This window comes from Salmonella sp. SAL03688, assembly GCF_046551895.1.
Taxonomy (GTDB): Bacteria; Pseudomonadota; Gammaproteobacteria; order Enterobacterales; family Enterobacteriaceae; genus Salmonella; species Salmonella enterica.
Map to the genome: position 1 here is coordinate 155,914 of NZ_JBGDVI010000001.1, position 15,986 is coordinate 171,899.

At 54.8% G+C, this 15,986-nt stretch carries 14 protein-coding genes and 1 riboswitch; of the genes, 10 read left to right on the forward strand and 4 right to left on the reverse strand.

Annotated elements, in window-relative coordinates; all coding sequences use genetic code 11:
• Positions 1-57: 57 nt before the first annotated feature.
• Positions 58-1,002, reverse strand: a complete 945-nt coding sequence (gene leuO / locus ACLJR2_RS00690; RefSeq protein WP_001115422.1) for a transcriptional regulator LeuO — start codon at positions 1,000-1,002, stop codon at positions 58-60.
• A 656-nt stretch (positions 1,003-1,658) separates the two neighbouring features.
• Between leuO and leuL the strand changes: the two genes are divergently transcribed.
• From leuL to leuD, 5 genes are all read left to right on the forward strand, one after another.
• A complete protein-coding gene (gene leuL / locus ACLJR2_RS00695; RefSeq protein WP_001575587.1) occupies positions 1,659-1,745 on the forward strand; it encodes a leu operon leader peptide in 87 nt (28 codons plus the stop codon).
• A gap of 87 nt (positions 1,746-1,832) precedes the next feature.
• A complete protein-coding gene (gene leuA / locus ACLJR2_RS00700) occupies positions 1,833-3,404 on the forward strand; it encodes a 2-isopropylmalate synthase (protein WP_000082819.1) in 1,572 nt (523 codons plus the stop codon).
• Entirely contained in the window at positions 3,404-4,495 is a 1,092-nt protein-coding gene (gene leuB, locus ACLJR2_RS00705; protein ID WP_000042336.1) for a 3-isopropylmalate dehydrogenase, read from the forward strand. The genes leuA and leuB overlap by 1 nt, the downstream gene beginning before the upstream one ends.
• A gap of 2 nt (positions 4,496-4,497) precedes the next feature.
• On the forward strand, positions 4,498-5,898 hold the full coding sequence (leuC, locus tag ACLJR2_RS00710; RefSeq protein WP_001140632.1) for a 3-isopropylmalate dehydratase large subunit: 1,401 nt from the start codon (positions 4,498-4,500) through the stop codon (positions 5,896-5,898).
• Positions 5,899-5,908: 10 nt separating this feature from the next.
• Positions 5,909-6,514: a 3-isopropylmalate dehydratase small subunit gene (leuD, locus tag ACLJR2_RS00715; RefSeq protein WP_000818267.1), complete on the forward strand. Its 606-nt coding sequence runs from the start codon at positions 5,909-5,911 to the stop codon at positions 6,512-6,514.
• A 335-nt stretch (positions 6,515-6,849) separates the two neighbouring features.
• Here leuD and sgrT read toward each other — a convergent pair whose 3' ends face one another.
• Positions 6,850-6,972: a glucose uptake inhibitor SgrT gene (gene sgrT, locus ACLJR2_RS00720; protein WP_001248755.1), complete on the reverse strand. Its 123-nt coding sequence runs from the start codon at positions 6,970-6,972 to the stop codon at positions 6,850-6,852.
• Between the two features lie 92 nt (positions 6,973-7,064).
• Between sgrT and sgrR the strand changes: the two genes are divergently transcribed.
• The 4 genes from sgrR to thiQ all read left to right on the forward strand — a co-directional run bounded on the left by sgrR (position 7,065) and on the right by thiQ (position 12,162).
• Positions 7,065-8,723 carry an HTH-type transcriptional regulator SgrR gene (gene sgrR, locus ACLJR2_RS00725; RefSeq protein ID WP_001139035.1) on the forward strand — a complete coding sequence of 553 codons (1,659 nt, stop codon included), beginning with the start codon at positions 7,065-7,067 and terminating at the stop codon, positions 8,721-8,723.
• Between the two features lie 47 nt (positions 8,724-8,770).
• Positions 8,771-8,870: riboswitch (TPP riboswitch) on the forward strand.
• A gap of 31 nt (positions 8,871-8,901) precedes the next feature.
• Positions 8,902-9,885, forward strand: a complete 984-nt coding sequence (gene thiB / locus ACLJR2_RS00730) for a thiamine ABC transporter substrate binding subunit (protein ID WP_000915333.1) — start codon at positions 8,902-8,904, stop codon at positions 9,883-9,885.
• The gene (thiP, locus tag ACLJR2_RS00735) at positions 9,861-11,471 is read left to right on the forward strand and encodes a thiamine/thiamine pyrophosphate ABC transporter permease ThiP (RefSeq protein WP_001534423.1); all 1,611 of its coding nucleotides are present in this window, start codon (positions 9,861-9,863) and stop codon (positions 11,469-11,471) included. Before thiB ends, thiP begins: the two co-directional genes overlap by 25 nt.
• Positions 11,455-12,162: a thiamine ABC transporter ATP-binding protein ThiQ gene (thiQ, locus tag ACLJR2_RS00740; protein ID WP_000915973.1), complete on the forward strand. Its 708-nt coding sequence runs from the start codon at positions 11,455-11,457 to the stop codon at positions 12,160-12,162. Before thiP ends, thiQ begins: the two co-directional genes overlap by 17 nt.
• A 38-nt stretch (positions 12,163-12,200) precedes the next feature.
• Here the strand turns inward: thiQ and ACLJR2_RS00745 are convergent, their stop codons facing one another.
• Both ACLJR2_RS00745 and araC read right to left on the reverse strand, forming a co-directional pair.
• Positions 12,201-12,968 (reverse strand): DedA family protein, encoded by a 768-nt coding sequence (locus ACLJR2_RS00745; protein WP_001148374.1) that lies wholly within the window; start codon positions 12,966-12,968, stop codon positions 12,201-12,203.
• A gap of 118 nt (positions 12,969-13,086) precedes the next feature.
• Complete coding sequence (araC, locus tag ACLJR2_RS00750; RefSeq protein WP_000852387.1) at positions 13,087-13,932, reverse strand: arabinose operon transcriptional regulator AraC; 846 nt, start codon at positions 13,930-13,932, stop codon at positions 13,087-13,089.
• Between the two features lie 340 nt (positions 13,933-14,272).
• Here araC and araB point away from each other — a divergent pair, with 340 nt between their 5' ends.
• Positions 14,273-15,982 carry a ribulokinase gene (araB, locus tag ACLJR2_RS00755; protein ID WP_000951824.1) on the forward strand — a complete coding sequence of 570 codons (1,710 nt, stop codon included), beginning with the start codon at positions 14,273-14,275 and terminating at the stop codon, positions 15,980-15,982.
• The last annotated feature ends 4 nt before the right edge of the window (positions 15,983-15,986 follow it).

Below are 15,986 nucleotides of genomic sequence, written 5' to 3' on the forward strand. Positions count from 1 at the left end.
ATATACGCTAAAAAGCAGAATAAACCAGAATTTGTTTCTGATTTATTCTGCCCGGTTTTATCGCTTACAAACAGAAACTAATAAATCTTCCATCCATTGGTGCCCTTTATCACGCCCAGCCGCTTCATGCCAGGAAAGGTAGCATGTCCGGCTATTCAGTTTTAAAGGCAACGGCAATATTTGCAGATCCAGCGATTCCGTAAACTCTTCCGCCAGCCAGCGCGGGGCAATAGCGACCAAATGCGTCTGCGAAACCACGTTCAGAACGCTGATAAGCGCCATGCCCTGATAAGCCACGCTCGACTGTTTATCCGGCGTGTCATACCACGGCTGACTAAATGACGCATAACGATCGAGAGAAACAACCGCATGTTGTTCATTATAAACATCGCCTTCCAGTAGCGGGCCGCTAATACGCGGGTGTTTTCGGCTGGCGACTAAAACCATTTCATCTTTAAATAGCGGTACGCTGGTAAACTCAGGACGACGGAATTCTTCATAACTAATAACGAACTCGGTTTCCTGATAGCGTAGCTGATGCTCAGTATTCTGATTCAACGACGCTTTAAAAACGACATGAATATTTGGCGCAATTTTTTCTACACGATTATAAATCTGTGACGTCAGGATATTATCCAGCGGACTGCACACGCAAAGATTGAATACACGTTCGCTGCTGGTCGGCTCAAACCCCGATCCCGGCAATTCATTTTGCACCAATTGTAACGCCTGACGGACTGAACCAAATAACTGAAATGCACGGGCAGTCGGCTGAATTCCTCGTCCATATCGAACAAAAAGTTCGTCATTAAACATAACCTTCAGACGCGCTACGGCGTTACTAACCGCAGGCTGCGACATTCCCAGCGTGTGGGCGGCGCGCGTAATATTCTGCTCTTGCATTACCGCATCGAACACGGTCAATAGGTTCAAATCAACCATGCGAAGCTGTGGTTTGCCCATATCTAAAAGATGCGGCTTTTCGGTTTTGACCTCTGGCATATTTAACTCCACTGTCACGCTTAACTCCCTTTTTCTGGCTGAAGGCAGAAATAATTCCTGAAAATATGATTTACCATGCATATAAAATAAGAAAAAGGGAAAGCGTTAAAATTCGGAAAACATAAAGACGCTGACAGAGACAAATAGAATGCCAGCGCAAGCATAATGTGTCCTGAGTCACACCATTGCGATTCATAATGTTTAAATTACGCAAGCAATATAACCATAACTATGGCGAATATACAATCATACACTAAGTGAATGATCATTTAAGTTTCAATTAAATGTTTATATTATTAATAGCTAAAAAGTTAACATTAATTTATCAATAACTTTATCCTTATCCATTAAGTAAACAAGGTTATTTGTTAAAATATAAAACAAATCAAAAAGATAAACCAAACCTTTAGCATACCTTTAACAGGCCATTCCCCTAACCAATTTGCAAACAAAAATGCCTAAATATTTCAAACAATGAAAAGTATGAATGTCCACTCGTTCTTTTATCCTTTATTGGACGCGCAGCCCAGCACAATTAGCTAAAGTACGTATCCGGATATCGTCAACAAAATGCAATGGCGACAGAAAATAGAGTTGACATTAAACGGCATATCCAGTACCACTAAAAGCATAACGCATTCGCTGGAGCTGAATTAATGTCACATATCGTTCGTTTCACTGGGCTACTACTACTCAACGCATTTATTGTGCGCGGTAGACCGGTGGGCGGCATTCAACATTAAGTCAGCTCGAAGTCAAACAAAACCCGCGCCGTTGCGCGGGTTTTTTTATGCCTGACGCAAGGCGCCCCTGGAGACAAGGACCACATCATGAGCCAGCAAGTCATTATTTTTGATACGACCTTACGCGACGGCGAACAAGCGTTACAGGCCAGCCTGAGCGCGAAAGAGAAGCTGCAGATTGCCCTGGCCCTTGAGCGCATGGGTGTTGATGTCATGGAAGTAGGCTTCCCGGTCTCTTCTCCGGGTGATTTTGAATCTGTCCAAACCATCGCCCGCACCATCAAAAACAGCCGCGTTTGCGCCCTGGCGCGTTGTGTAGAAAAAGACATCGACGTCGCGGCACAGGCGCTGAAGGTCGCCGACGCGTTTCGCATCCATACTTTTATCGCCACCTCGCCAATGCACATCGCCACTAAGCTGCGCAGCACGCTGGATGAGGTCATCGAACGCGCGGTATACATGGTTAAGCGGGCGCGTAATTACACTGATGACGTAGAGTTCTCCTGCGAAGATGCTGGCCGGACGCCTGTTGACGATCTGGCGCGCGTGGTGGAAGCCGCTATAAACGCCGGCGCGAGAACCATTAATATTCCCGATACCGTGGGCTATACCATGCCGTTTGAGTTCGCGGGAATCATTTCCGGCCTGTATGAACGTGTCCCCAATATCGACAAAGCCATCATCTCCGTTCATACCCACGACGATTTAGGGATAGCGGTAGGTAACTCGCTGGCGGCAGTACATGCGGGCGCGCGTCAGGTTGAAGGCGCGATGAACGGTATCGGAGAACGTGCCGGTAACTGCGCACTGGAAGAAGTGATCATGGCGATTAAAGTGCGCAAAGACATCATGAACGTACACACCAACATCAATCACCACGAAATCTGGCGCACCAGCCAGACCGTCAGCCAGATCTGTAACATGCCGATCCCGGCCAACAAAGCGATTGTCGGCAGCGGCGCTTTTGCCCACTCTTCCGGCATCCACCAGGATGGTGTCCTCAAGAACCGCGAAAACTATGAAATCATGACGCCAGAGTCCATCGGTCTGAACCAGATACAGCTGAACCTGACCTCCCGCTCTGGCCGTGCCGCCGTGAAACATCGCATGGAAGAGATGGGTTACAAGGACACAGACTACAACATGGACCACCTGTACGACGCGTTCCTGAAGCTGGCGGACAAAAAAGGCCAGGTGTTCGACTATGACCTGGAAGCGCTGGCGTTTATTAATAAACAGCAAGAAGAACCAGAGCATTTCCGTCTGGATTACTTCAGCGTGCAGTCCGGCTCCAGCGATATCGCCACCGCTTCCGTGAAGCTGGCCTGTGGTGAAGAGATCAAGGCCGAAGCGGCGAACGGCAACGGCCCGGTCGACGCCATCTATCAGGCGATTAACCGCATCACTGGCTACGACGTTGAGTTGGTTAAATACGACCTGAACGCCAAAGGCCAGGGCAAAGACGCGCTGGGCCAGGTCGATATCGTCGTGAACCATCATGGTCGCCGCTTCCACGGCGTCGGGCTGGCGACGGATATCGTCGAATCCTCCGCCAAAGCGATGGTGCACGTACTGAACAATATCTGGCGCGCCGCCGAAGTTGAAAAAGAATTGCAACGCAAAGCTCAAAATAAAGAGAACAACAAGGAAACCGTGTAATGTCGAAGAACTATCATATTGCCGTACTGCCGGGCGACGGTATCGGCCCGGAAGTCATGGCGCAAGCCCTGAAAGTTATGGATGCGGTACGCAGCCGTTTTGATATGCGTATCACCACCAGCCGCTATGACGTCGGTGGTATTGCTATCGACAATCATGGTCATCCACTGCCGAAAGCCACCGTTGAAGGGTGCGAGCAGGCGGATGCCATTCTGTTTGGCTCCGTCGGCGGCCCGAAATGGGAAAATTTGCCCCCGGAAAGCCAGCCAGAGCGCGGTGCTCTGCTGCCGCTGCGCAAACATTTCAAATTATTCAGTAACCTGCGTCCGGCGAAACTGTATCAGGGACTGGAAGCATTTTGCCCGTTGCGCGCCGATATCGCCGCTAACGGTTTCGATATCCTGTGCGTGCGCGAGCTGACCGGCGGGATCTATTTCGGACAACCAAAAGGCCGTGAAGGCAGCGGTCAGTACGAAAAAGCCTTTGATACCGAAGTTTATCACCGCTTTGAGATCGAGCGCATTGCCCGTATCGCCTTTGAATCGGCGCGTAAACGCCGCCGTAAAGTCACCTCTATTGATAAAGCCAACGTACTGCAAAGCTCTATCCTGTGGCGTGAAATCGTCAATGATGTCGCGAAAACGTATCCCGATGTGGAACTCGCGCACATGTATATCGATAACGCCACCATGCAGTTGATTAAAGACCCGTCGCAGTTTGACGTACTGCTGTGCTCTAACCTGTTCGGCGACATTCTGTCCGACGAATGCGCGATGATCACCGGCTCAATGGGGATGTTGCCCTCCGCCAGCCTGAACGAGCAAGGATTTGGCCTGTATGAACCGGCTGGCGGCTCCGCGCCGGATATCGCCGGGAAAAATATCGCCAATCCAATTGCGCAGATCCTGTCGCTGGCGCTGCTGCTGCGCTACAGCCTGGATGCCAACGATGCGGCAACGGCCATTGAACAGGCGATCAATCGCGCATTAGAAGAGGGCGTTCGCACCGGCGATTTAGCCAGGGGCGCTGCCGCAGTCAGTACCGATGAGATGGGCGATATTATCGCCCGCTATGTCGCAGAAGGGGTGTAATCATGGCCAAAACGTTATACGAAAAATTATTTGATGCCCACGTGGTCTTTGAGGCGCCAAACGAAACGCCGCTGCTGTACATCGACCGCCACCTGGTGCATGAAGTCACCTCTCCGCAGGCGTTTGACGGTCTGCGCGCGCACCATCGTCCGGTACGTCAGCCAGGGAAAACCTTCGCCACGATGGATCACAACGTCTCGACGCAGACTAAAGACATTAATGCTTCCGGTGAAATGGCGCGTATCCAGATGCAGGAGCTGATTAAGAACTGTAACGAGTTCGGCGTCGAGCTGTATGACCTGAATCACCCGTATCAGGGCATCGTCCATGTGATGGGGCCGGAACAGGGCGTCACCCTGCCGGGCATGACCATCGTCTGCGGCGACTCCCACACCGCCACCCACGGCGCGTTTGGCGCGCTGGCCTTCGGCATCGGCACTTCTGAGGTAGAACATGTACTGGCGACGCAAACCCTGAAACAGGGGCGCGCTAAAACCATGAAGATTGAAGTCACGGGCAACGCCGCGCCGGGCATTACCGCCAAAGACATCGTGCTGGCGATCATCGGTAAAACCGGTAGCGCCGGCGGCACCGGACACGTGGTTGAATTTTGCGGCGACGCGATCCGCGCGCTGAGTATGGAAGGCCGCATGACGCTGTGCAATATGGCGATTGAGATGGGTGCCAAAGCCGGTCTGGTCGCCCCGGATGAAACCACTTTCAACTACGTAAAAGGGCGTTTGCACGCGCCGAAGGGCCGCGATTTTGACGAAGCCGTCGAGTACTGGAAAACGCTGAAAACCGATGACGGCGCGACTTTTGATACTGTCGTCACCCTGCGAGCAGAAGAGATCGCGCCGCAGGTGACCTGGGGCACGAATCCGGGCCAGGTGATTTCCGTCACCGACATCATCCCCGATCCCGCCTCCTTTAGCGATCCGGTTGAACGCGCCAGCGCCGAAAAAGCGCTGGCTTATATGGGCTTACAGCCGGGCGTACCGTTAACGGACGTTGCTATCGATAAAGTCTTTATCGGCTCTTGTACCAATTCGCGCATTGAAGATTTGCGCGCGGCGGCGGAAGTCGCCAAAGGGCGCAAAGTCGCGCCGGGCGTACAGGCACTGGTGGTGCCGGGTTCAGGTCCGGTGAAAGCGCAGGCGGAAGCGGAAGGTCTGGACAAGATCTTTATCGAAGCAGGATTTGAATGGCGCTTACCGGGCTGTTCCATGTGCCTGGCCATGAATAATGACCGCCTGAACCCGGGCGAGCGCTGCGCCTCCACCAGCAACCGTAACTTTGAAGGCCGTCAGGGCCGCGGGGGTCGCACGCATTTAGTCAGCCCGGCGATGGCCGCCGCTGCCGCCGTTACCGGCCACTTCGCCGACATTCGCAGCATCAAATAAGGAAACTACCATGGCAGAGAAATTTACCCAGCATACCGGCCTGGTTGTCCCACTGGATGCCGCCAACGTCGATACCGATGCAATTATCCCTAAACAGTTTTTGCAGAAGGTTACGCGCACCGGTTTTGGCGCCCATCTGTTTAACGACTGGCGCTTCCTGGACGAAAAGGGTCAACAGCCAAATCCGGAATTCGTGTTGAACTTTCCGGAATATCAAGGCGCGTCGATACTGTTGGCGCGGGAAAACTTTGGCTGCGGCTCGTCACGCGAACACGCGCCGTGGGCGTTGACCGATTACGGCTTTAAAGTGGTGATCGCGCCAAGCTTCGCCGACATCTTCTACGGCAACAGCTTTAACAACCAACTGCTGCCGGTAACCCTGAGCGACGCACAGGTCGATGAGCTGTTTGCTCTGGTGAAAGCCAATCCGGGCATTAAATTTGAAGTGGATCTGGAAGCACAGGTGGTGAAAGCAGGCGATAAGACCTACAGCTTTAAAATCGACGACTTCCGCCGCCACTGCATGTTGAACGGTCTGGACAGCATTGGGCTGACGCTGCAGCACGAAGACGCGATTGCCGCCTACGAAAATAAACAACCGGCATTTATGCGGTAACCTTTCACGCCTTACCGGGCCTACAGGTTATGCAATATCACCAGGTTGCCACTATATCCTGTAGGCCTGATAAGCGTAGCGCCATCAAGCGCCGGGTTACTCATCAGTCGCTCATGCCGGGGATATTCCGGCATTTTTTATACGTCTTTTACTCGCCCGGTCATCACCTGCGTGACCACAGAAACCGCCGTATAAATCCCGTTGAGACGCCGTCCCATCGTCGTCATCCAGAAACAGCCGAAATAAAAAAAGCCAGCAGATATTATCTGCTGGCGGGTGATTTTAGGCTATCGCCTACACCAATACTCAGTCACACATGATGTCTGCAATTGGCTTCAATCGGTCGCCTCCCACTGCATCAGTTCCGCGAGCATTTTTAAGCGCTGCGGCGCGCTCAGGCAAGCCAGCCAGGACGTTTTTTCCGTCGCGGCAAAATATCTCAACCAGAACTGGCGCATAGCGACCTCTTCCTCTTGCTTCATCGAAAGATATTATTGGCCTAATATAGGGATAATAAAATTGCTGAGTTTTTCATCGGAGTTCCCCTTTTATGCCCTCAGGTCGCCTGCAACAACAATTTATCCGTCTCTGGCAATGTTGTGACGGTAAAACGCAAGACACCACGCTTAATGAGCTGGCGGATCTGCTGAACTGTTCGCGTCGCCATATGCGTACGCTGCTAAATACGATGCAGGCGCGCGGTTGGCTAACATGGGAGGCCGAGGTTGGACGCGGAAAGCGTTCGCGTCTGACGTTCCTGTATACCGGACTGGCGCTGCAACAGCAGCGGGCGGAAGACCTGCTGGAACAAGATCGAATCGATCAACTGGTACAACTGGTCGGCGATAAAAGCGCTGTCAGGCAAATGCTGATTTCCCATCTGGGACGCAGCTTCCGCCAGGGGCGGCATATTCTGCGGGTTCTTTACTATCGTCCGATGCACAATCTCCTGCCGGGAACCGCATTACGTCGCTCGGAAACCCATATTGCCCGGCAAATTTTCAGTTCGCTCACGCGGGTAAATGAGGAAAACGGGGAACTGGAAGCGGACATTGCGCACCACTGGCAGCAAATTTCCCCTTTACTGTGGCGCTTCTACCTGCGCCCTGGCATTCATTTTCATCATGGCCGCGAGCTGGAGATGGAAGATGTCATCGCCTCGCTGACGCGTATCAATACGCTTCCGCTTTACTCGCACATCACAAAGATAGACTCCCCTACCACGTGGACGCTGGATATTCATCTTTCCCAGCCGGATCGCTGGTTGCCGTGGCTGCTGGGCCAGGTCCCGGCGATGATTTTGCCGCGGGAGTGGGAAACGCTGGCTAATTTCGCCAGCCACCCTATCGGCACCGGGCCTTATGCCGTGCGGCGTAATACGCCTAACCAACTCAAGATACTCGCCTTTGATGATTACTTCGGCTATCGGGCGTTGATAGACGAAGTGAACGTCTGGGTACTGCCGGATATCAGTGAAGAACCGGCCTGCGGCTTGATGCTGGAAGGGCCGATACAAGGCGGTGAAAAAGCGATAGAAAGCCGACTGGAAGAGGGGTGCTATTACCTGCTATTCGACGCCAGAACGCCGCGCGGCGCACATCCGCAGGTCAGAGAATGGGTAAGCCACGTCCTCTCCCCCACCAATTTACTCTATCATGCCGATGAACCGCTACAGCAGCTCTGGTTCCCGGCCTATGGGCTTTTACCACGCTGGCATCACGCCCGTCCAGGCCCGGGCGAAAAACCCGCCGGTCTGGAAACCCTCACGCTGACCTTCTATCGCGAACACATTGAGCACCGGGTTATCGCCCGTATCATGAGCGCGCTTCTGGCTGAGCATCAGGTGCATCTGCATATTCAGGAGATCGACTACGATCAATGGCACGCCGGCGAGATCGAAAGCGATATCTGGCTCAATAGCGCTAACTTTACGCTGCCGCTGGATTTCTCGCTGTTCGCGCACCTGTGCGAAGTACCGCTCTTGCAGAACTGCATTCCGCGCGACTGGCAGGGCGACGCCGCGCAGTGGCGCGCTGGCGAGATGAACCTGGCGAACTGGTGCCAGCAGCTGCTGACCAACAAAGCGATTGTGCCGTTGATCCACCACTGGCTGATTATCCAGGGACAGCGCAGTATGCGCGGGCTGCGCATGAATACCCTCGGCTGGTTTGATTTTAAATCGGCGTGGTTTGCGCCGCCGGACCCTTAAAAGCCAGCTCTTAATTGCTGCCCGGCAACAAAATCACTACACTAACGCCGAACTCAACGGGGTGCCGCGCTCATGCGCGCGCTGAGAAAATACCCGTCGAACCTGATCCGGATAATGCCGGCGAAGGGATTTGAGGTTACCTCTCAAGTCCTTTGCCACTCTTTAACTGAGGTGCAAAGTGTTAAAAAAATATCTTCCGCTTTTACTCCTGTGCGCGGCGCCTGCTTTCGCCAAACCCGTTCTCACCGTCTATACCTACGACTCGTTCGCCGCCGACTGGGGGCCAGGCCCGGTGGTGAAAAAAGCGTTTGAAGCCGATTGCAACTGCGAGCTGAAACTGGTGGCGCTGGAGGATGGCGTTTCACTGCTCAACCGCCTGCGGATGGAGGGGAAGAACAGCAAAGCCGATGTGGTGTTGGGGCTGGACAATAATCTGCTGGAAGCGGCCACGCAAACTAAACTTTTTGCCAAAAGCGGCGTGGCGAATGAAGCGGTCAAGGTGCCCGGCGGCTGGAAAAACGACACATTTGTGCCGTTCGATTACGGCTATTTCGCCTTTGTCTACGATAAAAGCAAGCTGAAAAATCCGCCGAAAAGCCTGAAAGAACTGGTCGAGAGCGATCAAAAATGGCGGGTAATTTATCAGGACCCGCGTACCAGTACGCCAGGGCTGGGGCTGTTACTGTGGATGCGCAAAGTCTATGGCGATAACGCGCCGCAGGCCTGGCAAAAACTGGCGGCCAAAACGGTGACGGTGACGAAAGGCTGGAGCGAGGCCTACGGTTTATTTCTGAAAGGTGAAAGCGATTTGGTGCTCAGTTACACCACCTCTCCGGCGTATCACATTATTGAAGAGAAGAAGGACAATTACGCCGCCGCGAACTTCAGCGAAGGCCATTACTTACAGGTAGAAGTCGCGGCGCGTACCGTCGCCAGTAAGCAGCCGGAACTGGCGGAGAAATTCCTCAAATTTATGGTTTCTCCGGCGTTTCAGAACGCCATACCCACCGGCAACTGGATGTACCCGGTAGCGGACGTCGCCCTACCAGCAGGGTTTGAATCATTGGCCAAACCCGCCACAACGCTGGAATTCACGCCGCAACAAGTGGCAGCACAACGCCAGGCATGGATTAGCGAATGGCAACGCGCCGTCAGCCGTTAATTCCCGGCTGGCTGATTCCGGGGCTGTGCGCCGCTGCGCTGATGATAACCGTCTCGCTGGCGGCCTTTCTGGCGCTTTGGCTGAACGCGCCGTCGGGCGCGTGGTCGACAATCTGGCGGGATAGCTACCTGTGGCATGTGGTGCGCTTCTCATTCTGGCAGGCGTTTCTGTCCGCAGTGCTGTCTGTGGTCCCGGCGGTTTTTCTCGCCCGCGCGCTTTATCGACGCCGTTTTCCTGGACGTCTGGCGCTGCTGCGTCTGTGCGCCATGACGCTGATTCTGCCGGTACTGGTTGCCGTGTTCGGTATTCTTAGCGTGTATGGCCGTCAGGGCTGGCTGGCCTCGCTGTGGCAGATGCTGGGGCTTCAGTGGACATTCTCCCCCTACGGCTTGCAGGGCATTTTACTGGCGCACGTCTTTTTTAACCTGCCAATGGCGAGCCGTTTGTTGCTGCAATCTTTGGAAAGCATTCCCGGCGAGCAGCGCCAGCTCGCCGCCCAGCTCGGTATGCGCGGCTGGCATTTTTTCCGTTTTGTCGAATGGCCGTGGCTGCGCCGCCAAATTCCGCCCGTCGCGGCGCTGATTTTTATGCTCTGCTTCGCCAGTTTCGCAACGGTCCTGTCGCTCGGCGGCGGCCCGCAGGCCACCACTATCGAACTGGCTATCTTTCAGGCGCTCAGTTATGACTACGATCCCGCCCGCGCGGCGATGCTGGCATTAATCCAGATGGTCTGCTGCCTGGCGCTGGTACTGCTAAGCCAACGGTTGAGCAAAGCGATTGCGCCGGGGATGACGCTGACGCAGGGCTGGCGCGATCCTGACGATCGTCTCCACAGCCGTCTGACGGACGCCTTATTAATCGTGCTGGCGCTGCTGCTGCTGCTTCCGCCGCTGGTCGCCGTAGTGGTCGATGGCGTCAACCGCAGCCTGCCGGAGGTGCTGGCGCAACCCATTCTGTGGCAGGCTGTCTGGACATCGCTACGCATTGCGCTGGCGGCGGGCGTTCTGTGTGTGGTGCTGACCATGATGCTGCTGTGGAGTAGCCGCGAGCTACGCCAACGCCAGCAACTATTCGCCGGACAAACGCTGGAACTCAGCGGGATGTTGATCCTCGCGATGCCGGGGATCGTGCTGGCGACAGGCTTCTTTTTACTGCTCAATAACAGCGTTGGCTTACCGGAATCCGCCGACGGCATCGTGATTTTCACCAATGCGCTGATGGCAATCCCCTACGCGCTAAAAGTCCTGGAAAACCCAATGCGCGATATTACCGCCCGTTATGGAATGCTGTGCCAGTCATTAGGAATTGAAGGCTGGTCGCGGTTAAAGGTCGTGGAACTGCGGGCGCTGAAACGTCCGCTGGCGCAGGCGCTGGCGTTTGCCTGCGTACTTTCTATCGGTGATTTTGGCGTCGTCGCGCTTTTCGGCAATGACAATTTCCGCACGCTGCCGTTTTATCTGTATCAGCAGATCAGCTCCTACCGCAGCCAGGACGGCGCGGTGACCGCGCTGATACTATTGCTGCTCTGCTTTACGTTATTTACCCTCATAGAGAAACTACCGGGCCGACATGCTAAAACTGATTGATATCACCTGGCTTTACCATCATTTGCCGATGCGTTTTACGCTGGCGGTAGAACGCGGCGAGCAGGTGGCGATTCTTGGCCCCAGCGGCGCGGGGAAAAGCACGTTGTTGAATTTAATTGCCGGTTTTCTTGCGCCTGCCAGCGGTACGTTACTTATTGCCGGTGAAGATCATACGCTTACGCCGCCCTCACGCCGTCCGGTCTCAATGCTGTTTCAGGAGAATAATTTATTCAGCCACCTGAATGTGCAGCAAAATATCGGTCTGGGGCTAAACCCCGGGTTAACGCTCAACGCCAGCCAGCGGGAAAAACGGGACGCTATCGCACGTCAGATGGGCATTGAGAGTCTGATGGCGCGTTTGCCGGGCGAACTGTCCGGCGGTCAGCGTCAGCGGGTAGCGCTGGCGCGCTGCCTGGTACGTGAACAGCCGGTACTGCTGCTGGATGAACCGTTCTCCGCGCTCGATCCCGCGCTGCGCCAGGAGATGCTGACGTTGGTCAGCGATATCTGCCGCGAGCGACAGCTCACGCTGTTGATGGTCTCGCACAGCGTGGAAGATGCGGCGCGAATTGCGCCCCGGTCAATCGTCGTGGCCGACGGACGCATTGCGTGGCAAGGCAAAACAGACGAGCTACTAAGCGGTCAAGCCAGCGCCTCAGCGCTATTGGGCATCAAATCCCATATTTTGTAGGCCGGATAAGGCGAAGCCGCCATCCGGCAAAGGAATCGTTAGTAACCCACAACTTTGCGCAGAATATCGATATATACCGGCATCAGCGGGTGGCGAACCAGCACCACCAGCGCGACCACGCCGATCCCGAGCGTCAACGGCGCCAGATACAGCAAACGGCTGCGGGGGAAATACGCGGTTAAACGATCGACTGCCGCTTTGCCGCTGCGCCACAGCCGCCAGCATAGCCAGCCTCCGACCCACAGCAGCAACGCCGTCGCCAGCAGCAGCCATTTGAAATCTCCGCTCTGCATATCGGAAGGAATATCGATTGCCGCTCCCGCCAGAATGCCCGGCAGGAAATAAAACGGCGGCCACAGCAAACAGCCAATCAAGTTCGGCCCAATAAATTTCGCCACGGGAAGATCCAGCATCCCTGCCACCATCGGCACCAGCGGCCTCGTCGGACCGACAAAACGTCCGACCAGGATCGTGAACATACTGTGCTGATGCAGCGCGTGTTCGGTTTTATCCAGCAGCGACTTGTTCTTTTTCATAAAAGACCAGCGGTGTAGCGGCTTTTTAAAGCGCCACCCCAGCCAGAACGAAACCCAGTCGCCCATCAGACAGCCGATAATACCCACCAGCCAGGCATGCCAAAAATTGAGCTCGCCGCTGCCGATAAGCGCGCCCAGCCCCGCCATCAGTACCGTGCCGGGTAAAATCAACCCCACCAGCGCCAGCGATTCCAGGAAGGCGACCAGCAACACGGCGATAAGCGAATACAGAGTGGATTGGGTGATAAAGTGTTCCAGCAGTGCTTGCATAGTGTGTCCGTCAGCGTGATGAAGCAGGGATTCTGCTTACCCCGTCCCCCTTCGTCAAGCCGTCAATTATCCGAATAGTTACGGCTTATGACATCTTTGTGGACACATCATTCACTTTTTATTCACATCCGGCCCTGAACTCGCTAGGACTTGCCCCGGTGCATTTTTTAAATACCCGAGAAAAATAGAGCTGATCGTCAAATCCAACATTGCGCCCAACGGTCGCTATCGGCATTCGCGTGGTGCTAAGCAGGAGTTTCGCCTGGCTGATACGCTGATCTTCGCGCCAACTCAATACGCTAATGCCTAACTGCTGGCGGAACAGATGCGATAACCGGGAGGGCGACAGGCAGACATGCTGGGCGACACTGGCGATATCAAAATGGCTGTCCGCCAGATGGTCGCTGATATACTGGCAGGCATCGCGCACACGGCTATCCATCGGCGGGTGCAACGACTCATTAATTACCGCCATACGTCTGAGCAACAACTGCTCCAGCAGATTGATCGCCAGTAGCTCAGAATAGCGACCTTCCCCTTGCCCGGCGCTGATGATCTGCCCGAACAGTTCGCTGAAATGCGGCTGGCGCGCCTCGTCCGGGCGGAAAAATCCTGTCTGGGCAAAGATTGTCGGCCAGGTCAGCCACTCCTGCCAGTAGGCGCGAGGCCGGAAATAAACCCACTGGTGATACCACTCGCTGGCGTCCGGATGCCGTCCATAGTGATGAATCTCGCCCGGCGGAAACAATAATATATCGCCAGGCCGACAGACAAACTGCTCGCCATTATTATTAATGACGCCCTCTCCGCGGATGGTCAGGTTAAGAATATATCCCTTCATGCCCAACGGACGATCGATAAAAAAATCCAGATATCCATTCGCTTCAATTGGCGTCAGTCCGGCGACCAGATGGGCATTAAATGAATATCCCGGCAATAGCGGATCATTTTGCGTTTCAGCCATGATTTCTCTACCCCCCGATGTTCAGAGAAGAAACAAATTGTCCATATTGACCAGGACGACAGTGCTTACGTCTCCGCAAGACCTTGCGCTTGATGAAAGCACGTATCAACCCCGCTTGTGAAAAGCGCTTTGTAACAAAAGCGTACAGTTCAGGCGATAAAATTAAGTAACAGAAGTGTCTATAACTATGGCTGGAATGTCCACATTGAATATTTGCACAGCGTCACACTTTGCAAAGCATTAGCATTTTTGTCCATAAGATTAGCGGATCCTGCCTGACGGTTTTTGCCGCGACTCTCTACTGTTTCTCCATACCTGTTTTTCTGGATGGAGTAAGACGATGGCAATTGCAATTGGCCTCGATTTTGGCAGTGATTCAGTGCGCGCTCTGGCAGTGGACTGCGCCACCGGCGACGAGATCGCCACCAGCGTAGAGTGGTATCCGCGCTGGCAAGAAGGCCGTTATTGCGACGGCCCGAACAACCAGTTCCGTCATCATCCGCGCGACTACATGGAGTCAATGGAGGCCGCGCTGAAAGCCGTTCTGGCACAATTAAGTGCCGCGCAACGCGCAAATGTCGTTGGCATTGGCGTTGACAGCACCGGCTCTACGCCAGCGCCGATTGACGCCGACGGTAACGTCCTGGCGCTGCGTCCAGAGTTCGCCGAGAACCCGAATGCGATGTTTGTGCTGTGGAAAGATCACACCGCCGTGGAAGAGGCCGACGAAATCACTCGTCTGTGCCATAAGCCAGGCAAGGTCGACTACTCCCGCTATATTGGCGGCATTTACTCCAGCGAATGGTTCTGGGCGAAGATTCTGCACGTCACCCGGCAGGATAGCGCCGTCGCGCAGGCCGCCGTCTCGTGGATTGAGCTGTGTGACTGGGTGCCGGCGTTGCTTTCCGGCACCACTCGCCCGCAGGATATCCGCCGTGGCCGCTGCAGCGCCGGGCACAAAACACTGTGGCATGAAAGCTGGGGCGGTCTGCCGCCCGTGAGCTTTTTTGATGAACTCGATCCGTGCATTAACCGTCATCTGCGCTACCCGTTATTTAGCGAAACCTTCACCGCCGATCTGCCCGTGGGCACCCTGTGCGCCGAATGGGCGCAGCGCCTCGGCTTGCCGGAAAGTGTGGTGATTTCCGGCGGCGCGTTCGACTGCCACATGGGCGCGGTCGGCGCGGGCGCACAGCCCAATACGCTGGTAAAAGTCATCGGCACGTCTACCTGCGACATTCTGATTGCGGATAAACAGAGCGTCGGGGATCGCGCCGTGAAAGGCATTTGCGGTCAGGTTGACGGCAGCGTGGTGCCGAACTTTATCGGTCTGGAAGCGGGCCAATCTGCTTTCGGCGACATCTACGCCTGGTTTAGCCGCGTGTTGAGCTGGCCGCTGGAACAACTTGCCGCGCAGCACCCGGAACTGAAAACCCAGATTAACGCCAGCCAGAAGCAGCTACTGCCAGCGCTCACCAACGCCTGGGCGAAAAATCCGTCGCTGGATCACCTGCCGGTGGTGCTCGACTGGTTTAACGGTCGCCGCACGCCAAACGCTAATCAGCGTCTGAAAGGCGTCATTACCGATCTCAATCTCGCCACCGACGCGCCAGCGCTGTTTGGCGGTCTGGTCGCCTCGACCGCCTTCGGCGCGCGCGCCATTCAGGAATGTTTTACCGATCAAGGTATCGCGGTCAATAACGTGATGGCGCTTGGCGGCATCGCCCGTAAAAATCAGGTCATTATGCAGGTCTGCTGCGACGTACTGAATCGTCCGTTGCAGATCGTCGCTTCCGACCAGTGTTGCGCATTAGGCGCCGCTATCTTTGCCGCCGTCGCTGCGAAAGTTCATGCCGATATTCCTGCCGCCCAGCAAAGCATGGCAAGCGCGGTAGAACGCACTCTGCGCCCCCACCCTGAACAGGCGCAACGCTTCGAACAGCTTTACCGCCGCTACCAGCAGTGGGCGCTAAGCGCAGAACAACATTATCTTCCGACTGCCGCGCCGGCGCCAACGACCCCGGCCAATCAGGCAATCCTGACTCATTAAGGAC